The organism is Steroidobacter cummioxidans (assembly GCF_003104955.1).
Map to the genome: position 1 here is coordinate 56,577 of NZ_LSRW01000081.1, position 17,878 is coordinate 74,454.

The 17,878-nt window shown below is 62.3% G+C and carries 13 protein-coding genes and 1 riboswitch; of the genes, 3 read left to right on the forward strand and 10 right to left on the reverse strand.

Features of this window, described 5'->3' with window-relative positions; all coding sequences use genetic code 11:
- The first annotated feature begins 62 nt into the window (after positions 1 to 62).
- Complete coding sequence (locus tag D0550_RS29030) at positions 63 to 2,561, forward strand: serine/threonine-protein kinase (RefSeq protein ID WP_116812689.1); 2,499 nt, start codon at positions 63 to 65, stop codon at positions 2,559 to 2,561.
- On the opposite strand, the gene D0550_RS29035 is transcribed toward D0550_RS29030, so the two are convergent.
- The 4 genes from D0550_RS29035 to D0550_RS29050 all read right to left on the reverse strand — a co-directional run bounded on the left by D0550_RS29035 (position 2,562) and on the right by D0550_RS29050 (position 7,388).
- Positions 2,562 to 5,180, reverse strand: a complete 2,619-nt coding sequence (locus D0550_RS29035; protein ID WP_206606603.1) for a bifunctional aspartate kinase/diaminopimelate decarboxylase — start codon at positions 5,178 to 5,180, stop codon at positions 2,562 to 2,564.
- A gap of 139 nt (positions 5,181 to 5,319) precedes the next feature.
- Positions 5,320 to 5,538 (reverse strand): hypothetical protein, encoded by a 219-nt coding sequence (locus D0550_RS29040; RefSeq protein WP_153067408.1) that lies wholly within the window; start codon positions 5,536 to 5,538, stop codon positions 5,320 to 5,322.
- Between the two features lie 153 nt (positions 5,539 to 5,691).
- Complete coding sequence (locus D0550_RS29045; protein WP_116812691.1) at positions 5,692 to 6,495, reverse strand: SAM hydrolase/SAM-dependent halogenase family protein; 804 nt, start codon at positions 6,493 to 6,495, stop codon at positions 5,692 to 5,694.
- Positions 6,496 to 6,518: 23 nt separating this feature from the next.
- Positions 6,519 to 7,388, reverse strand: a complete 870-nt coding sequence (locus D0550_RS29050; protein ID WP_116812692.1) for a MaoC/PaaZ C-terminal domain-containing protein — start codon at positions 7,386 to 7,388, stop codon at positions 6,519 to 6,521.
- Positions 7,389 to 7,510: 122 nt separating this feature from the next.
- Positions 7,511 to 7,603, forward strand: a riboswitch (ZMP/ZTP riboswitch).
- 24 nt (positions 7,604 to 7,627) lie between these two features.
- On the opposite strand from D0550_RS29050, the gene D0550_RS29055 reads away from it, so the two are divergent.
- The gene (locus D0550_RS29055) at positions 7,628 to 8,890 is read left to right on the forward strand and encodes a serine hydroxymethyltransferase (protein WP_116812693.1); all 1,263 of its coding nucleotides are present in this window, start codon (positions 7,628 to 7,630) and stop codon (positions 8,888 to 8,890) included.
- 43 nt (positions 8,891 to 8,933) lie between these two features.
- Here the strand turns inward: D0550_RS29055 and D0550_RS29060 are convergent, their stop codons facing one another.
- A complete protein-coding gene (locus tag D0550_RS29060; RefSeq protein ID WP_116812694.1) occupies positions 8,934 to 10,019 on the reverse strand; it encodes an ABC transporter ATP-binding protein in 1,086 nt (361 codons plus the stop codon).
- 29 nt (positions 10,020 to 10,048) lie between these two features.
- On the opposite strand from D0550_RS29060, the gene D0550_RS29065 reads away from it, so the two are divergent.
- A complete protein-coding gene (locus D0550_RS29065; protein ID WP_116812695.1) occupies positions 10,049 to 11,401 on the forward strand; it encodes a GH1 family beta-glucosidase in 1,353 nt (450 codons plus the stop codon).
- Positions 11,402 to 11,406: 5 nt separating this feature from the next.
- Here D0550_RS29065 and D0550_RS29070 read toward each other — a convergent pair whose 3' ends face one another.
- The 5 genes from D0550_RS29070 to D0550_RS29090 all read right to left on the reverse strand — a co-directional run.
- On the reverse strand, positions 11,407 to 14,571 hold the full coding sequence (locus tag D0550_RS29070; protein ID WP_116812696.1) for a discoidin domain-containing protein: 3,165 nt from the start codon (positions 14,569 to 14,571) through the stop codon (positions 11,407 to 11,409).
- Positions 14,568 to 15,389 carry a carbohydrate ABC transporter permease gene (locus tag D0550_RS29075; RefSeq protein ID WP_116812697.1) on the reverse strand — a complete coding sequence of 274 codons (822 nt, stop codon included), beginning with the start codon at positions 15,387 to 15,389 and terminating at the stop codon, positions 14,568 to 14,570. Before D0550_RS29075 ends, D0550_RS29070 begins: the two co-directional genes overlap by 4 nt.
- Positions 15,386 to 16,264: a carbohydrate ABC transporter permease gene (locus D0550_RS29080; protein ID WP_116812698.1), complete on the reverse strand. Its 879-nt coding sequence runs from the start codon at positions 16,262 to 16,264 to the stop codon at positions 15,386 to 15,388. The genes D0550_RS29075 and D0550_RS29080 overlap by 4 nt, the downstream gene beginning before the upstream one ends.
- Entirely contained in the window at positions 16,261 to 17,568 is a 1,308-nt protein-coding gene (locus D0550_RS29085) for a sugar ABC transporter substrate-binding protein (RefSeq protein ID WP_116812699.1), read from the reverse strand. The genes D0550_RS29080 and D0550_RS29085 overlap by 4 nt, the downstream gene beginning before the upstream one ends.
- 3 nt (positions 17,569 to 17,571) lie before the next feature.
- Positions 17,572 to 17,878, reverse strand: a 307-nt coding sequence (locus tag D0550_RS29090; RefSeq protein WP_275129300.1) for a glucoamylase family protein, incomplete at its 5' end; no start/stop codon positions are given.

Here is a 17,878-nt window from a genome sequence, read left to right on the forward strand (position 1 = left end):
CCAATCGGTTGTCCCCGCCTCCCCCTGCCCTGAATCACACGGACCCGTCTGCGGGCGCGCCCTTGCAACTCGAACGCTGGCACCAGATCAAGGACCTCTTTTCCGCGGCACTGGAACGCACTGCCGCCGATCGCTCGGCATTTCTGGATCAGGTCTGCGGCGCGGATATCGAGCTGATAGCCCAGGTCCGTTCGCTGCTGGATGCCCACGAAAGCAGTCTGGGTTTCATCGAGCGCCCGGCCGCGGAGCGCGCTGGCCTGGCGCAAGCGTTCGAGCCGTTCGATTGGCATGGCCGCCGTCTGGGCAACTATCGCATCGTCAGCGAGCTCGGCCGCGGTGGCATGAGCCACGTCTACAAGGCGGTCCGCGACGACGATCAATACTACAAAGAGGTGGCGATCAAGCTGCTGCGTCCCGGCCTGGATACGCACAGTTTGTTGCAACGATTGCGCGACGAGCGCCAGATCCTCGCCGAGCTGAGTCACCCGAACATCGCGCAATTGCTCGATGGCGGCGTCACCGAGACCGGTGCGCCCTATCTGGTCATGGAGTACATCGAAGGCGAGCCCATCGATGTGTATTGCGAACAGCGCGAGTTGAGCATCGACGCCCGCATCAACCTGGTGCGGTCCTTGTGTGGCGCGGTTCACTACGTACACCAGCACCTGATGGTTCATGGCGATCTCAAGGGCGGCAACATCCTTGTGACCAACGATGGCGTGGTGAAGCTGCTGGATTTCGGTATCGCCAAACTGCTCAACACCGCCAGCGACGCCTCGCAAAGCATGATCAATCAGGTCGTGGCGCTGACGCCGGCGTACGCCAGTCCTGAACAAATACGGGGTGAATCGATCACCACGGCGAGCGATGTCTACTCGCTTGGCGTGCTGGTCTACAAGTTGCTCGCAGGCGCCTTACCGTTTGAAGTGCCTGCCGAGTTGTTCGGTTGGGAAGCAGCCGCGGCGCTCGGCGATCGCCCTCCGCGCCTGCCCAGCGTCGCTGCCGCGGAAGGAAAGGTTGCATCCTATCGGCGCACCGCCCGACAGCTGCGCGGCGATCTCGATGCCATCATCATAAAGGCGCTCGCGAAAGAGCCCGACGATCGCTACGGCTCCGCCGAACATCTCGCCGAAGACCTCCGTCGCCATCAGCGCGGATTTCCGGTGGACGCACACCCTGACGGCACCTTGTACCGCACACGGAAACTGGTGGTGCGGCACAAGGCAGCGACAGTCGCGACGGTTTTGTTTGCTGTCGCGTTTGTCTCTGGTTCCGTTGCGACCGCGTGGCAGGCGCATATAGCAAGCAATGAACGCGCACGCGCCGAACGTCATCTGACGGAGATCCGCAAGCTCACCAATACCTATCTGCGCGACGTCTACAAAGCGGCCATGAACCTGCCGGGCGCAACTGAAGTGCGCAAGCTGCTGGTGGAAAACTCCCTGAAACATATCTCCGCGCTGGAGGACGAATCGCAGGATTCGCTCGAATTCAAACGCGAGCTGGCGTGGGCCTATCAAAAATTCGGCGATGTCCAGGGCGACTACCTGGGCGCCAATCTCGGCGACACCGAGGGCGCCGTGCAAAGTTATCGTCGCGCACTGCGCCTGCGTGAGCAGGTCGCAGAGCAGAGCCCGACGCGGGAAGACTTGTCCGAGCTGTTGAGCAGTTACCTCGCACTGAGCGAGCTATTGGCGGCGCAGAGCAAACTCGAAGAAGCCATCCCGCTGGTGGAAGCAGCGCATGAGATTGGTAAGCAGCTGGTGGCCACGGCGGACGCCACAGCGGCCGAGCACCGGTTGATGGCGGCCACTGAGTTGGCGCTGGGAACGCACCTGAGCACGATCGATCTGCCGCGCGCGCTGGCAGCGCTGCAATCGGCGCAAGTCACCCTCGAACGCCTGTTCGCAGAGAAGCCCGAGGATCCAGCCGCACGCCTCGACATGGCGCTGATCCACGCCCGCATCGGCTTCGCCCTTGGACGCGCGGAGCAATACGAATCGGCTTTGCAGGCGTATCTGAAATCGTCCGAGTACGTCGAGCCCCTCGTGCGCGGGTACCCGGCCGACGCAGGGATAATGCGCGGCGCGGCCTTCGCGGCGGTCAACGTGGGCGAGTACTATAACTTTCTCAACAAGCCCGACCAGGCGCTGGAGTACATTCAGCTCGCGCTGGGACGCGTCGAACACCTGCACGCGGTCGACCCCGTCAACGAACAGGCAGCGCTGGCCGTGGCGTACGTGCTCAATCATCTCGGTGAGAGCTATCTGCTGAAAGGCCAGGCGGCCACAGCACTGACGCATTTGAACCGGGCACTACAGCTGGTCAACGCAGCGCCGCCCGCAAAACCAACCGACATTGCCGAGGTGCGCATGCTCCCCGGCGTGACGAATTTCCGTCTCGGCAAGGCGCACGCCATGCTGAATCATCCGCAGGACGCTGCCACTCACCTGGGAACGAGCGTCACGCATTTTCAGCCTCTGACCGACGATACCGTCATCGGTAAGGACGCGCAGCGCTTCACCGATCAGGCGAAGCAGCTGCTCGATTCCCTCAGCTGATCAGATCAGCACCTCGATCGCCGGCTCACGCAGATTGTAGGTCGAGCTCATCGCCCGTCCGTACGCACCGGCGGTCGCGATCAACAGCACGTCGCCTTCCTGAGTCGGCGGCAGCAGCCGGTCGTTGCCCAACTGATCGCCCGACTCGCAGATCGGGCCGACGACATTGAAGACCTCGGTCGCGAGATCGTCCAGCCGGGTGAGATTCACGATCTCGTGGTGCGCGCCGTACAGCGCCGGGCGGATGAGCGAATTCATGCCCGTGGCCACGCCGACGTAATTCACTTCGCCCTTGCCCTTCAGCTGCGTGACCTGAGCCAGCAACACGCCCGCCTCGGCAACGAGATAACGACCCGGCTCGATCCACAGCGTCAGCTTGGGATGCGCCGCCTTCAACGCGGCCAACGTCTCGCCGAATTCCGACAGCTTCACGCCCTGTTGACCCAGACGCTCTGGCACGCCAAGGCCACCGCCCAGATCGACGATACGCACGTCCTTGAAGCGATCGGTGAGCGCCGTGAGCGTATCGCCCACCGACTTCCAATTGTCGACGGTGAACACACCGCTGCCGGTGTGCGCATGCAAGCCAACGACTCGGGCGCCCGCTGCCTTCACCAAACGTTCGAGCTCATCCATCTCGAACAACGGCACCCCGAACTTGGAATGCACGCCGGCCGTACGCACCTTGTCGTGATGACCGCGGCCGTAGCCGGTGTCGATGCGGATGAACACATCGCGTCCCTTGAACACCTCCGGCCAGGCCTTCAGCGGATGCAGGTTGTCGAGCGTCACCCAGATGCCTTGCTGCACGCCCCATTCGTACTCCGCGCGCGGCGCGAAGTTTGGCGTGAACAGGATCTTCTGCTTGTCGAGCTTCGGCAGCGTCTTCATCACGTGCTCGACTTCGGCACGCGATACGCACTCGAAGCCCAGGCCCTGCTCGGCAAACAACTTGAGAATTTCCGGATGCCAGTTGGCCTTCAGCGCGTAGAACACGCCTTCGATGCCCGGCAATGCACGCAGCGCCTTGGCCTTGCCTGTGAGCGTCTCACGGTCGTAAACGAACGCTGCGCCATGCTCGCGTCCCAGCGAGATCAAGTCGTTGCGCCGGTCGTGCCACCACTGCTTCAGGTCGACCGCTGCCTTGTCCTTCGGACCATACAGCTCTTCCCAGGTCGGGCCGAGCACGCGATCCGCGGTCATCTTCTGAATGGCGATGTCATGCAGGCGCGAGACCAGGCGATCGCCCTGCTCCTCATCGATCACGAACGTGATGTTCAGATCGTTCGCTGCCTGCGTCACCAGATAGATCTTCTGTTCTTCGAACAGCTCGAGCGCATCGCCCAGGCGATGCAGGATGGCGCGAATGTTTCTTCCGACCAGGCTGACCGCCGCGCACGGGCCAATGACTTCGACGCGGCACAGCTTGCCCAGATCCACCACCAGCGCATCGAGCGTCGCCTTGTCCATCGTGTTCGCCGCCGGGTCCAGCGACACGGTGACACTGGTCTCGGACGTCGACACCAGATCGATCGACAGGCCGTGATTCTTGAACACCTGGAAGGCATCGGCGAGGAAGCCCACCGAGTGCCACATGCCGACGGTTTCCATCGACACCAGCGTGATGTTCTTCTTGATCGTGACCGCCTTCACCTGCGCGGCAACGTTGCCACCGTGCGTGGTGATGACCGTGCCTTCGAGCTTCGGCGTCTGCGTCGCATAGACGTACAACGGGATGCCGTACTGCTTCACCGGCATGATGCAGCGAGGATGCAGCACCTTGGCCCCGCTGCTCGCGATTTCCTGTGCTTCATCGTATTCGAGCGCACGAAGCAATCGAGCCGTCGGCACTGAGCGCGGGTTCGCGCTGAACATGCCGGGGACGTCCGTCCAGATTTCCAGGCGACGCGCGCCCAGCTTCGCCGCAAAGTAGCTGCCCGAAGTATCGGAGCCACCGCGACCCAACAGCACCGTGTCGCCCTGCTCGTCGCTGGCGATGAAGCCCTGAGTAATGAACACTGTGCCCTGCGACGACCAGCGACGCTGCAACTCCAGGTCGGGCTCGTAGTTACAAGTCGCAGAGAGATAGCTCGAACGCAGATTGGCGTTACGACGCTGTTCGGCCTTGAGCACCGTACGGGCATCGATCCACTGCACATCCAGGCCTTGTGCGGCCAGGAACGCAGCGCCGAGCCGGGTCGCCATCAATTCGCCCTGCGCCATCACGCGAGCACGCAGGCGCTCGCTCACTTCGCCGACCAGCGCGATGCCGGCGGCGATCTGACGCAGACGTTTGAACTGTTCTTCCAGATCCTGGCTGGGCGTCACGCCCAGATCGCGCGCCAGATCGCGGTGGCGCTGCTCGATCTGATTCATCACGCCTTCGGCTTCGTTGCCCAGCGTGTTGTGGCTGGCGAGCGAGATCGCAAGCAGCTGCTCGAGACGGTCGGTAATGCCCGACAGCGCGGAATGGACCAGCACCGGGCGCATGCCTTCGGCCAGCCGATCGCGGACCACTGCCGCAACATTTTTCCAGTTCGCGACCGAGGAAACGCTGGTACCGCCGAACTTGAGCACCACCCACGGCGACACCGCGGGCGTGGAATCAGCCATCGTCATTTGTGAGCTCTACTTGAGTGATGAGGGAAAGGATCGGGTCGCGGGCCAGCGCGCACCATCCTGCTCCGGCCTCCTGAGCTTGCAGGAGAAGCGGTCAGCTGCAAGGGGGCGCGAAGCTCGTGGCTCGCGCGGCACCTTACTATTCTTCCTCGAAATCGTTCAGTTCTTTCTTCAGGCGCCGGTCGGCCAAGACATCCTCGAGTTTGCTCCAGGCTGCTTTGCCTTTTTTCGCCGCATTGTTGGCGTTCGGGCGGGCGCGTCGGGCGCCCGAATCGATGAACTTCTCGTAATTCTGGTCTTCGTCGCTCTCGGCGACGAAGTCATCATCGATATCGAAGTGATCGTCGTCTCTCTCCACGATGGGCTTTCCTGAAAAATCCAGCCAAATCAACTAGATCGGTAACCGGCACGGCCGGAAGCCTGCGGACTATATACGACTCGCCGCGGTTTTCAATGGCTTGGAGGACGGGCACTTCAAATAGTTCGCGCGGCCGGCCCCCCACGCAGCGCGTCAGGCGCCGTTACTGACGATGACCGGAGCCCCCCGCCCCAGACCCAGGGCCTCAGCCGCGCTCTGCTCCGCCCGGGCGATTTCGACGACGCCGAAGGAGTTGACGAGGGCCAGGAACTCCCCCGGGCTCACGTCGCCGTAAGTGCGCCTGAGGGCAAAGCTGTGCCCTCCGGTTTTCACCATGGGCCGCCTGAACGACTCGATCAGACTGCCGTCGATGTTGGTGATCAGGTTGCCGAAGTGGTCGGTGGTGATGACCACCCCTGCCACCTGGTCGGCGGCCACGCTCGGCTCGTCCACCCAGGAGGGCACGATGTCGTGAGTTTCCGGCCCCAGATCCGCGGGATTTGCCCGACGTCCGGCGATTTCCGCCGCCAGCGGCGCAAAGATGTCGCGCCCATGAAAGGTGGCGCTCGCCGCCGGCAGCTTGAACTTGCTTCCCGCATGAGCGGCATCGAACCGGTAGATTTTGGCGTTGGGCACCTTGGTCAGGATGGGCGCGAGCAACCCATTGTCCGGCGCGAGGAAGGCGTGTCCGTTGGCGACGACCGCGACGATGTCCCGCTTCGTGCCGACACCCGGGTCGACCACCGCCACATGCACCGAGCCTTCGGGAAAGTAACTGTAAGCTCGTGCCAGCCAGAAGCCCGCTTCCGCCGGCCAGTACACCGGCACGTCGTGGGTCACATCGATGATGCGCGCCTCGGGCAGCCGCGCCAGGATGCGTCCCTTCATGGTCGCAACGAACGGCCCTTGCGGACCAAAGTCGGTGGTGAGCGTGATGACGCCGCAGGCTGAGAACATGGTTTCGATGAATGCCGTTGAGATCAGTTGCGATATTCGCAGCGACCGAAGTCCTGCACGATGACATTGCGTTCGCTGGCGACCACTCGGAATGACGCGTCACCGCTGCCGATGTTCCAGACATCCACTCGCAATGCCTCGCCAGGATAGACGGGACTGGTGAAACGCGCGTCCAGTCGCGTCAGTCGCGACGGATCGTCGCCGCACAACGTCTTGATCAAAGCGCGCCCCGCCATGCCGTAATGACACAGCCCGTGCAGGATGGGCCGGTTGAACCCGGCGCTCGCGGCGATCTCCGGATCGCTGTGCAATGGGTTGTAATCGCCGGATAAACGATAGATCAATGCCTGATCGCGCGCGGTCTTCATCGTGATGGAATGATCCACCTTGCGGTCGGCGGGAACCGCTCGCGGCTTCGGCGCGCCATCGCTCTTGCCGCCAAAGCCGCCATCGCCGCGCAGAAACGCCACGTTACCCATCGTCGACAGCAGATCGCCATTGGCGCCGTCGAAGAGCTTGCGCGTCGAATACAGGATCGCGCCCTTGGTCTTACCCTTGTCGTAGACCTCATCGATGGAGAATTCCCCGACCACCGTGCCTTCGGCAGGCAGCGGCTTGTGCACGATGAGCGACTGTTCGGCGTGCAGCAACATTTTGTAGTTGATGCCGAACGCCGGATCGGCGAGCAGCATCGGCAGCGTGCCCAGCGTCACCGCCTGCATCGGCAGCGCGACCAGCGCTTTCTCGTAGACGTATTTGAGATCGCCCGCGTCGGTGGGATCGTCCGCACCCACGCCCAGCCCGAGCGCATACAGCATCGTGTCGCGCCGGGTGTAAGCGTGGCGCAGCGGCTCGAACTGCATACTCTTCAGCTTGGCATAATCGATCGGCATGGTCGCTCCCTAACGCAGAATTCGTGATCCGCTCAGGATTGTCACCGAAACATTCCGAGCGCGCCACGAGCATCTTTTGGAGTGCCAGCTTGCAGAACTCGAAAACATTGGCGTAGCATCGTCTCCGCGCATGTGACTGGCGTAGATGGAACAACCATCGGGAAGCATGCGTGCAGGGTCTCTCCCTGCCGCGGCCGCTCGCCTGGGCAACCAAGTCCACCCTTCACAGGAGCGCCGCCATGCAGATCTCATTCGACTTGCTGCGATCGTCCGACCCCGACGTGTTCGATGCCGTGCTCGGCGAGGAACGCCGTCAGCGCGAGGGTCTCGAGCTGATTCCCTCCGAGAACTACGCCTTTGCCGAGGTGTACGCCACCAACGGCTCGGTATTCGCCAACAAATACGCCGAAGGCTATCCCGGGCGCCGCTACTACGGCGGGCAACAATTCACCGACCGCGTCGAGTCGCTCGCTGTCGAGCGCGCCAAGCGTTTGTTTCGCGCGGAGCATGCCAACGTGCAGCCGTTGAGCGGCTCGCCGATGAATCAAGCGGTGTACATGGCCTGTCTTGCACCCGGCGACACGGTACTGGCGATGGATCTCTCACATGGCGGCCATCTCACGCATGGCGCCCCCGTGTCATGCATGGGACGCATCTTCAATTTCGTTCGTTATAAAACGTCACCGCCTGAGGGCTACATCGACTACGACGCGGTGCTCGAAACTGCGCGACAGGTGAAGCCGAAGATCGTGCTGTGCGGCCATTCATCGTATCCCCGTGAAATCGACTATGCGCGCTTCCGGCACATTGCTGACGAAGTAGGCGCACTGTGTATGGCAGACGTCTCACACGTCGGCGGCTTGATCGCCGGCGGCGCGCTGGCCAACCCACTCGACGCCGGCTTCGACATCGTCACTACAACGACCCATAAATCGCTGCGCGGACCACGCGGAGGAATGATCCTGAGCAAGGCCTCGCTCGCACAGAAGATCGACTCGGCGGTGTTCCCTGGCATGCAAGGCGGCCCGCATATGAATGCCGTCGCCGGCATCGCCGTGACGCTGAAGCTCGCGGCCGAACCCGCGTTCAAAACGTACGCAGCCCAGGTGGTGCGCAACGCTCGTGTGCTCGCGGAAGAACTGGTGAATCTCGGCTGCACGCTCATCACCGGCGGCACGGAGAATCATCTGATCGTCATCGACACCGTGCAATCCTTCGACATCGACGGTCGCGTCGCCGAGACGGCACTGGATCTCGCTGGCCTCACCGTAAACAAACAAGTGATTCCAGACGACCCTCGCCCGCCACTGAAGCCCAGCGGCATTCGCTTGGGCACACCGGCACTCACGACCCGAGGGATGCAGGAGCCGCAGATGAAACAAGTCGCGGCGTGGATGGTCGAGGCGCTTCGCGCGCCGGCGGATGAAAAGAGGCTTCGCGAGATTCACGAGAAAGTGAAGGCGCTTTGCAAACAGTTCCCGGTGCCAGGCCTCGACGCCTGACGCCAGGGCGTGCGCCGCTCCGAAAAACCATCGGAGCGGCGACCTACGCACCTACTTCGATTCTTTCCCCGCTCTCCGCGTCGAAGAAATGCAGGCGCTCCGGCGCCACCTGCAACGTCATGGTCGAGCCCAGCGGCGGCAAGTGATACGGCGACGATCTCACAATGATGCGCCACGCCCCGACGGATGCGTGAATGAAAGCTTCATTGCCGACCGTCTCGATCAAATCGACCAGCACGGACAGCCGGATATTCCCCGGCGGGCTCGCACCGTCGACTCGTTGCAAGTCTTCCGGTCGAATGCCGACCACGATGGCTCGCCCCGCCGGCAACCCAGGCGGAACAGCCAGCTCCGCGCCCTCGCCCTTCAGCAACGTTCCACCGCTATCGAGCGCGCCGCGAAAGAAATTCATCGCCGGGTTGCCGAGGAAGCCCGCGACGAACAAATTCACCGGACGCTCATAGATACTCATCGGCGTGTCGATCTGCTGCACGATGCCCCGATCGAGCACGACGATGCGCTGGCCGAGCGTCATGGCTTCGACTTGATCGTGCGTCACATACACCATCGTCGTTTTCAGCGACCGATGCAGCCTGGCGATCTCCGTCCGCATCGCCGAGCGCAGCTTGGCGTCGAGATTCGAGAGCGGCTCGTCCAACAGGAACACTTTCGGGTGCCGCACCAACGCACGCCCCAGCGCAACTCGCTGCCGCTGGCCGCCGGACAGCTGTTTGGGCAATCGATCGAGCATGGATTGCAACTCGAGCCGATCGGCTGCGTCCTGCACGCGCTCAGCCACGTCCCGTTCCGAATGCCCGCGCAGCTTCAACCCGAAGCCGAGGTTCTCGCGCACCGTCATGTGGGGATAGAGCGCATAGCTCTGAAACACCATGGCGATGTCCCGATCGCGCGGCTCCAGCTGGGTCACGTCGCGATCGCCGATGTGGATGCTGCCGCTGGTCGCCTCCTCCAGCCCCGCGATCAGGCGCAACAGCGTGCTCTTACCGCAGCCCGAGGGCCCGACCAGCACCAGCAGCTCGCCATCGGCGATATCGAACGAGGCGCTGTCGACGCCCACATGGCCGTTGCTGTAAACCTTACGTACAGCTTTGAGTTTTACTGCTGCCACGCTCGCCCGAGCTCCTCTACACTGCACCCATGCCCAAGCCCATCCAATTCCCCAAGGATTTTCTGTGGGGCTGTGCGACCTCGGCGTATCAGATCGAAGGCTCGCCGCTCGCTGACGGCGCAGGGCCGAGTGTGTGGCACCGCTTCTCGCATACTCCCGGTCGCGTGCAGGACGGCGACACCGCGGATGTTACCTGCGATCACTACCGGCGTTGGGAAGGTGACGTCGATCTGATGCATTCGCTGGGCTTGAACGCGTATCGCTTCAGCATCGCCTGGGGCCGCGTACTGCCCGAAGGCACCGGGTGCATCAACGCCGCTGGCCTCGATTTCTATGACAGGCTGGTCGACAGACTGCTGTCGCGTGGCATTCAACCCATGGTGACATTGTTTCATTGGGACCTGCCGGCCGCATTGGACGATCGCGGCGGCTGGCTGAATCGCGACATCGCGCAATGGTTCGCCGAGTACGCCAATGTGGTGTTCCGCCGGCTCGACGATCGGGTCAAATACTGGACGACGTTGAACGAGCCTTGGGTGGTCGCCGACGGCGGCTACATGCATGGGGTGCTGGCACCGGGCCATCGCAACGTGTTCGAGGCTCCGCGCGCCGCGCATCACCTCATGATGGCGCATGGCGCGGCGGTACAAGCTTACCGCGCGATCGGACGCAACAAGATCGGCCTGGTGGTGAACATCGAGCCCAAATATCCGGCTTCTCAATCCGATGCGGACTGCGCAGCGACGCGTCGTGCCGAGGCCTACATGAACCGGCAGTATCTCGAGCCCGCATTGCTTGGTTCGTACCCCGAAGAGCTGCACGAAGTCTTCGGCGAAGCCTGGCCCAAGTGGCCACAGTCCGATCTCGATCTGATCCAACAGCCGCTCGACTACATCGGCGTGAACTATTACACCCGCGCAGTTGTCCGCGCCGATGCCAACGCGTGGCCGCTGAAGTCCACGACGGTGAAACAAAAACAGCACACGCACATGGAGACCGGCTGGGAAGTGTTTCCTCAAGGTCTGGTCGACACATTGCTGTGGATCAAGGACAACTACGGCAACCCGCCGGTGTACATCACCGAGAACGGCGCATGTTTCTTCGATCCGCCGCAAGTCGACGGACCAGTCTTGGAAGATCCGCTGCGCGTCGACTACCTGCGCAAGCACATCACCGCCGTCCACACAGCGATGCAGCGTGGCGCGGACATTCGCGGTTATTTCGCGTGGTCGCTGTTCGACAACTTCGAATGGGCCTTTGGCTTCTCCAAGCGCTTCGGCATCGTGCATATGAACTACGAGACGCTGGAGCGCACGCTCAAGAGCAGCGCGCACTTCTACTCGAAGGTCATCGCATCCAACGGCACAGCGCTGGCGGAGTAGCGACCTCATCGCGGAAAGACGATGGTGAACGGCAGCTTGCTGATACGCAGATCGGTGCCCAGCCAGCGCCCGACGCCCTGCTGAATCTTCTGGTCCTTGGGCGGTGTCTTGCCGGGCCATGCCACTGCGACGCCACCGACCGGCATCTGTTTCAGCGGCTCGACGTGCAGCGTGGTCTCGTCATCTTCGATCTTCAGCGAGTAAGTGAGCGGACCAAACGGCGTACGCAGGTTACGCACCTCGAACCCTTCCTTCTTGGTCCACGCCTCCGGTACGCCGGCCATCAGCACCAGCGTCTCGTCGGCCTGGCGCTCGTAGGCAAACATGTCCAGCATCGAACGCGCGTAGTCGGAAGCGACCCAACCGTGCGGCATGTCGCCAATAAACCGACTCTCGCGCGGCTCACGACCAACCACTTCCGCCCATTGATTCCATTGCGCAGGGCGTCGATCGTTCATGAAGAACTTGATCAGCTCTTCGCCCCGCTCGCGCCAGCCCAGGCGGATGAAGGCGGCGAGATTGCGCCACTCGTAAGGCGTATATACATCCCAGCTCGTATCGGTGCGGCGCTCGACGAACTGCTTCCAGTACCGCTCGAAGGTGGCCCGCAATTCGTTCGGCGGCAGCATTTGCATCTCGCCGACCGGAGCGAGCGCAATGGTGGTCGAAGTCGGATCGAAATCCCCCAGCTCGGCCGAGCCCGGCAGATAATCGATCTTGTGCATGCGCATGGCGACATTGAGCGAGCGATACAGGTCCGAGCGGAACTGATCGCGCGACTCGATGAACGCGTACATTTGTTTCTTTTCGTTCAGTGCGCGGGCGATGCGGACCGACGCTTCGTAGCCGCCCAACGCCCAGAAATCGTCCCAGTACGAATGCACGGGCTTGGCCGAGTAGCCTTCGTGACTGATGGATGCCGGCATCAGCCCGTAAAACGCCGCGCGATCGCCTTTCCGATTTTCCGGCGTGCGCTCCGACAGGCGCAGCTTGTCCATGTATTCGACCGCCTTGACCACCGCCGGCCACATGGAGCGCAGCAGTTTCTCATCGCCGGTGTAGCGGTAGATTTCATCGATCAGGAACAGGAACTCGCCGCCGCTATCGTTCTCGGGCACCGGATCGGCGCCGCGACGATCGACACAACACGGCACCTTGCCGTTCGCAAATTGATAGGGCGCAAACCACTCGAGGAATTCCTTCGCAACCTCCGGATGTCCCATGCGCAAGAGCATTTCCGAGGTCATCGCGCCATCGCGGATCCAGGAACGCTCATACGAACGGGAGCCGGGCTGGAGTGCCGGGCCGTCTCGATTGATGAGCACATGAGCGAGCGCGGTTCGCAGCGTATCGAACAGCGCCTGATCCGCCTTCGGCAGGACCAGTTCGACGCGATTGAGCTTGTCGCGCCACTGCTGTTCGACCTGCTCCTCAGTCATCGGCGCTTGCGAACTGGTCGCGAGGTGTCGCTGCCCTTCCGCAATACTGCCCTTGGCTTGCGTACCGACGTGCAGCGGCAGATCCAGAACGATCTCCCGACTCTCGCCCGCCGCCAGATCCAGCGTGTACAGCATCGCGCCCGACGCGAAGCCGCTTTCATCCGTAATCCTCGCCGGAGCACTTGCAGCGGCAAGCCACTCGCATGGCGTGTCCGCCGCTAGCGCCGCCGCACGGAATGACTGAGGCGGCGTTCGCGGAAACACGCTGGCGACCTTGTCGACGCTCACCGCGCCCTTGTCGAAAGCGAGGTCGTGAATCGGGCTGACACCGCCGGGCGTATTGAGAAACTGCGCCGGCGGATTGACTTGAAACGGCCGGACTGTGAGCGCAAGCGTGTACTGATGCCGGCTCCTGGTGGGATTGCGAATCTTGTAGACCGCCTCGGTGCGCGCTTTGCCCGGCTCACCGACACCATAGGCCGTCGTGGTCAACATCACGTCAGCATGTTTCCACTCCACGGACGGAATAGGCAGGTAGTCATCGGCGAGTGAATGACGAATCGACACGTCCGCCCAGGTCAGCCATTTGTCGCGCACGCGGACGAAGGGCTCGATGGAGAAACTGCCCTTACGCGCTTCGAGCGCGCCATCCTCGGACAACATGCTCTCTTCGGTGTCACCGTCGACACCGACGATCGTCCAGTACGTTTGCTCGTTGTAATAAGCCCGCGGATAGCAGCCACGCCGCGTACCCTTCGCCAGCGATTCGATGAATGCATTCGGTGACGCGCCGAACTCCAGATCGCGCACGTACAGCTCGGAAATACCGACTGCACGCCCGGGCTTCGGCATGGTCAATCGGATGAATCGCGCTTCGGATTCCGGCAGCAAATACGAGTCGCGACCGCCGTTGCCATCCTCGATGCTACGAACTTTGTTCCAGGATTTACCATCGACCGACAGCTCGATGGTGTAGCGCTGCGCGTACAGCTGCGGCGCCCAGTCGATCTCCAGGCCGCCGAATTCCTGCACCGCCTGCAGATCGAGCGTGAGCGATTGATCGTTGCCACTCGCATCGCTTTGCCATGCCGTCTTTGGATTGCCATCGATAGCGAGTGCGGCAACGTTGCCGTCTGCCTGCGACGAGGCGGTGACCGTCGGCTTGGGAACTTGCGAGGGCTTCTGCAGGGGCTTGAGCGCCAGCCGATCGAACCACAGACTGCCTTTGCCGCCGTCCTGACCGGCGGCAACCACGAACTCGATACTCGAAAAAGATTTGAGCGTGCGATCTTTGGTCGGCCCCCAGGCGAACTCGATCTGGCGACGCTTGATGCGAATCTGCTGCCAGTCGCCGCTCACCTGAAAGTTGGCGCGCCGGAACCACCAGACGTTATCGCCCGAGGCATCGACGAACTTCATCTCGAAGTTGTTGCGCCCCGCTTCGCCGCGCATCCAGAAGGAGATCTCGTAGTCCTCTGGCAGCTCCACCGGCAACTTGCGCGTCGCGGCGGCGTAGCCGGCGGTGTTGTTGAGATTGAACTCCAGCACGAGCGCGTTGCCATCGACTCCTTTGGCGTTGTGCACGGAGGCGTCGACGCCGTCGGACGCCAGCGCCTGCCACTCGCTCGCATTCTCCATCTCGTCCAAGTAACGGACCTCCAGCTGTGGCGCCTGCTCCGCCGCCAACGCCAGCAGCGGCAGAATCAGCGCAGCCCAGAGAAACGTTCTCATCCCTTCACGCTCCCCGCCAGGATGCCGGCGATGTAGTACCGCTGCAGTGCCAGGAACAGCGCCAGCACCGGCAACACGGTGATGACCGCACCCGCCATCATCAATTCATTGTCCTGCACATGTTCACGCGACAAGCCCGCCAAAGCGACCGGCAGTGTATGCAGCTTCTGATCGGTCAGCACGATCAGCGGCCACATGAAGTCATTCCAGGTCGCGAGGAACGTGAGAATCGCGAGCGTCACCAGAATGGGCTGCAGTAACGGCACGACCAGCGACCAGAAGATCCTGCCCTCGCTCGCGCCATCGATCCTCGCCGCCTCGAGCAACTCATCGGGCAGTGACAGCGCATACTGTCGAATCAGGAAGATGCCGAACACGCTCGCCATGGCCGGCACGATCACGCCCCCGTAGGTGCTGATCAGCCCCATCTCCTTCACCAAAGCGAACAGCGGAATCATTGTGACCTGCGCCGGAATCACCAGCGCGCCGAGCAGGGTCTGAAAGATCCGCTCGCGGCCTTTGAACCGCAGCTTGGCGAACGCATAGCCCGCCATCGTGTTCAACACCAGCGCGATCACCGTCGCCAGGCTCGCCACGATGGCGCTGTTGAGCATGTACCGGCCTGCGTTGTGGTTCGCGAACAGCTGCCGATAATTGTCGAGTGTCGGCTGTGCCGGCAGCAACGGCGGCGGATACGTGCTCGCCGCCCCCGTTGGCATGAAGGACACCGACACCATCCACAGCAGCGGAAACGCCGTGAGCACCGCGCCAACGATGAGCAACGCATTGACGACGATCGCGGAGCCTTTGCGCCTCATCGGTCACCTCGCTGCCGTCCAAGGCGCAACTGAAACGCGGTCACCAGGAACATCAGCACGAACAACAGGAACGCGACCGCCGAAGCGCGCCCCAGACTCCACCACTTGAAGCCCTCCTCGTACATGAAATACAGCACGCTGAGGGTGCTCTGCAGCGGCCCGCCTTCGGTCATCACATAGGGCTCGGCGAACAGCTGGAAGTAGCCGGTCATGGTCAGGATGCTGACCAGCAACAGCACCGGTGCGATGCCTGGCAGGGTGATGTGACGGAACACCTGCCAGCCCGACGCCCCATCGATGCGTGCCGCCTCGTAGAGATCCTCGGGGATGTTCTGCAGCGCCGCCAGCAGAATGATCATGTTGTAACCAAAATTCTTCCACACGGCGAGGATGACGATCGCCGGCATGGCCCAGTGCGGATCGCCCATCCAGTCGATGGGATGGATCCCCAGACCGCTCAGTCCATAGTTCAGAAACCCGTAACGCGTGTGAAAGATATAGCGCCACACGACCGCCACGGCGACCAGCGTGGTCACGACCGGCGCGAAATACACCGTGCGGAAGAAGCTGCGGAAGCGGCCGAGCTTGGAATTCACCAGCAGCGCCGCCCCCAGCGACGCGCCGATCGACAGCGGCACACCGAGGACGACGAAGTACAACGTATTCCACAAGGACTTCCAGAACAGCGGGTCCTGCAGCAACGTCACATAGTTGTGCAAGCCGATGAATCGCAGGTTGCGCCAGTCGCTGAGCGCGTACAGATCGAAATCCGTCAGGCTCATCAGCAGCGCGCCGATCACCGGCACGAAAAAGAACACGCCCAGCACGATCAGGGCTGGACCGACGAACCACCAGGCAGCCATCGAGCGCTTCATGATGCACCCGGCAGCGTGTTCCGCTCCAACATCCAACGTCGCTTGGCGAGAATCTCATCGGTCTTGCGATCCAGCGCGACGACTGCTGCATCGATGGTTTGCACGTGCTGCACCACGCGTTCACCGGCGAGCCGCATCTCCGTCGCGATGCGCTCCCACTCCGGCACTTTCGGCGGCGAGCGCACTCGATCCAGCTGCGCGAGAAACGCACGCGCATAGGGCGATTCGACCAGTGCCGGCGTCTGCCAGGAGCTGCGTCGCGGCGGCATGTCGCCCGTAAGATCGTAGAATTGCTGTTGCGTCGACGGTCGAGACAAATACTCTGCCAGCAACCAGGCTTCCGGTTTCGACTGCGATGTCTTGAACACGACGAGGCTGGAGCCGCCGGCGCTGGAAAGCCCGGGGCCGTCCGGCCCTGGCATGGTCGCGGTCATCCACTCGTTCTGTACCGCCGGCGGCAGCCGCCGCTTGAACTCGGCAATATTCCACGGTCCGGAGATATAGAACGAAAAGAAACCTCGGCCGAACTCATCCCACACATTCGAGATCTGCGTGTTCGTCATGCGCGGCGCCCAACCGCGCTCGAACAAGCTGTCGTAGAACGTGAGCGCCTTCCGGAAATCCGGCCCACGAAAGTTGCCGTAACGTCCGCCGTCACGCAACAACTCATCCGGCAGCTGCAACGCCAGTACCAGCAGCGGCTCGAATTCGTTCAACGGCAGCAATACGGAATAGCGCTCCGGCCCGACCAGCTGCTTGATCGCGGCGAGCATCTCGCTCCACTGCTGCCAGGACTGCGGGGGCTCGTCGAAGCCGGCCTGTTTCAGCAAATCCCGGCGGTAGTAGAGCAAGCGGGTGTCGACGTACCAAGGAATGCCGAACAAGGTCTCATCGATCCGATTCGACGCGAGAATGCCCTCGAAGTAGTCGTCGAGCTGCACTTCCTTGGAAGCCGCGATGTAACCGTCGAGCGGCTCCAGCACATCGAGCGCCGCGAACTCCGGAATCCAGGTGTTACCGAGCTGACACAGATCCGGCAACGTGTCACCGGCATAGGCCGTGAGCAGCTTCTCGTGCGCGACCGTGAACGGCATCTTCTGGACATTCACGCTGATGTCGGGATGCTCTTGCTCGAAGCCGCGAATCAACTCGGCGGCAATGTCACCTTCACGGCCTGCGCCCCAGAACGTTATCTCCTTGCGATGGCTCGAGCGGCCGCAGCCAGCCAGTGCCAGCGCCACGCCGGAGAGCGTGGCGATCGCCTCGCGACGATTCAGCCCTGCGACGACTGGCCTCGATGCCATGACTCACGAACTGGGTTGTGAAGGCGCGGGCTGATCGAGCCAACCGCCCGTAAATCCTGCCCGCTGCAATCCCCGCCGTATGTGCGGATTGTTCCGCATGATGCTCCAGATCAAGCCGCTGCGATAGTTCTCGATCATGGCGACGATGGGCCCCTGGTCGATGCCCAGGTAGTCGTCCGCGACCCAACCGATGCCCTCGATGATCCTGCCATGGCGCAGCGGCACATCGGTGAACGTGAAACTCGGGTTCACCGAATCCAGGAAACCGTACTTCTGATACAGGCTGTCTCTTATACACATCTGACGCTGC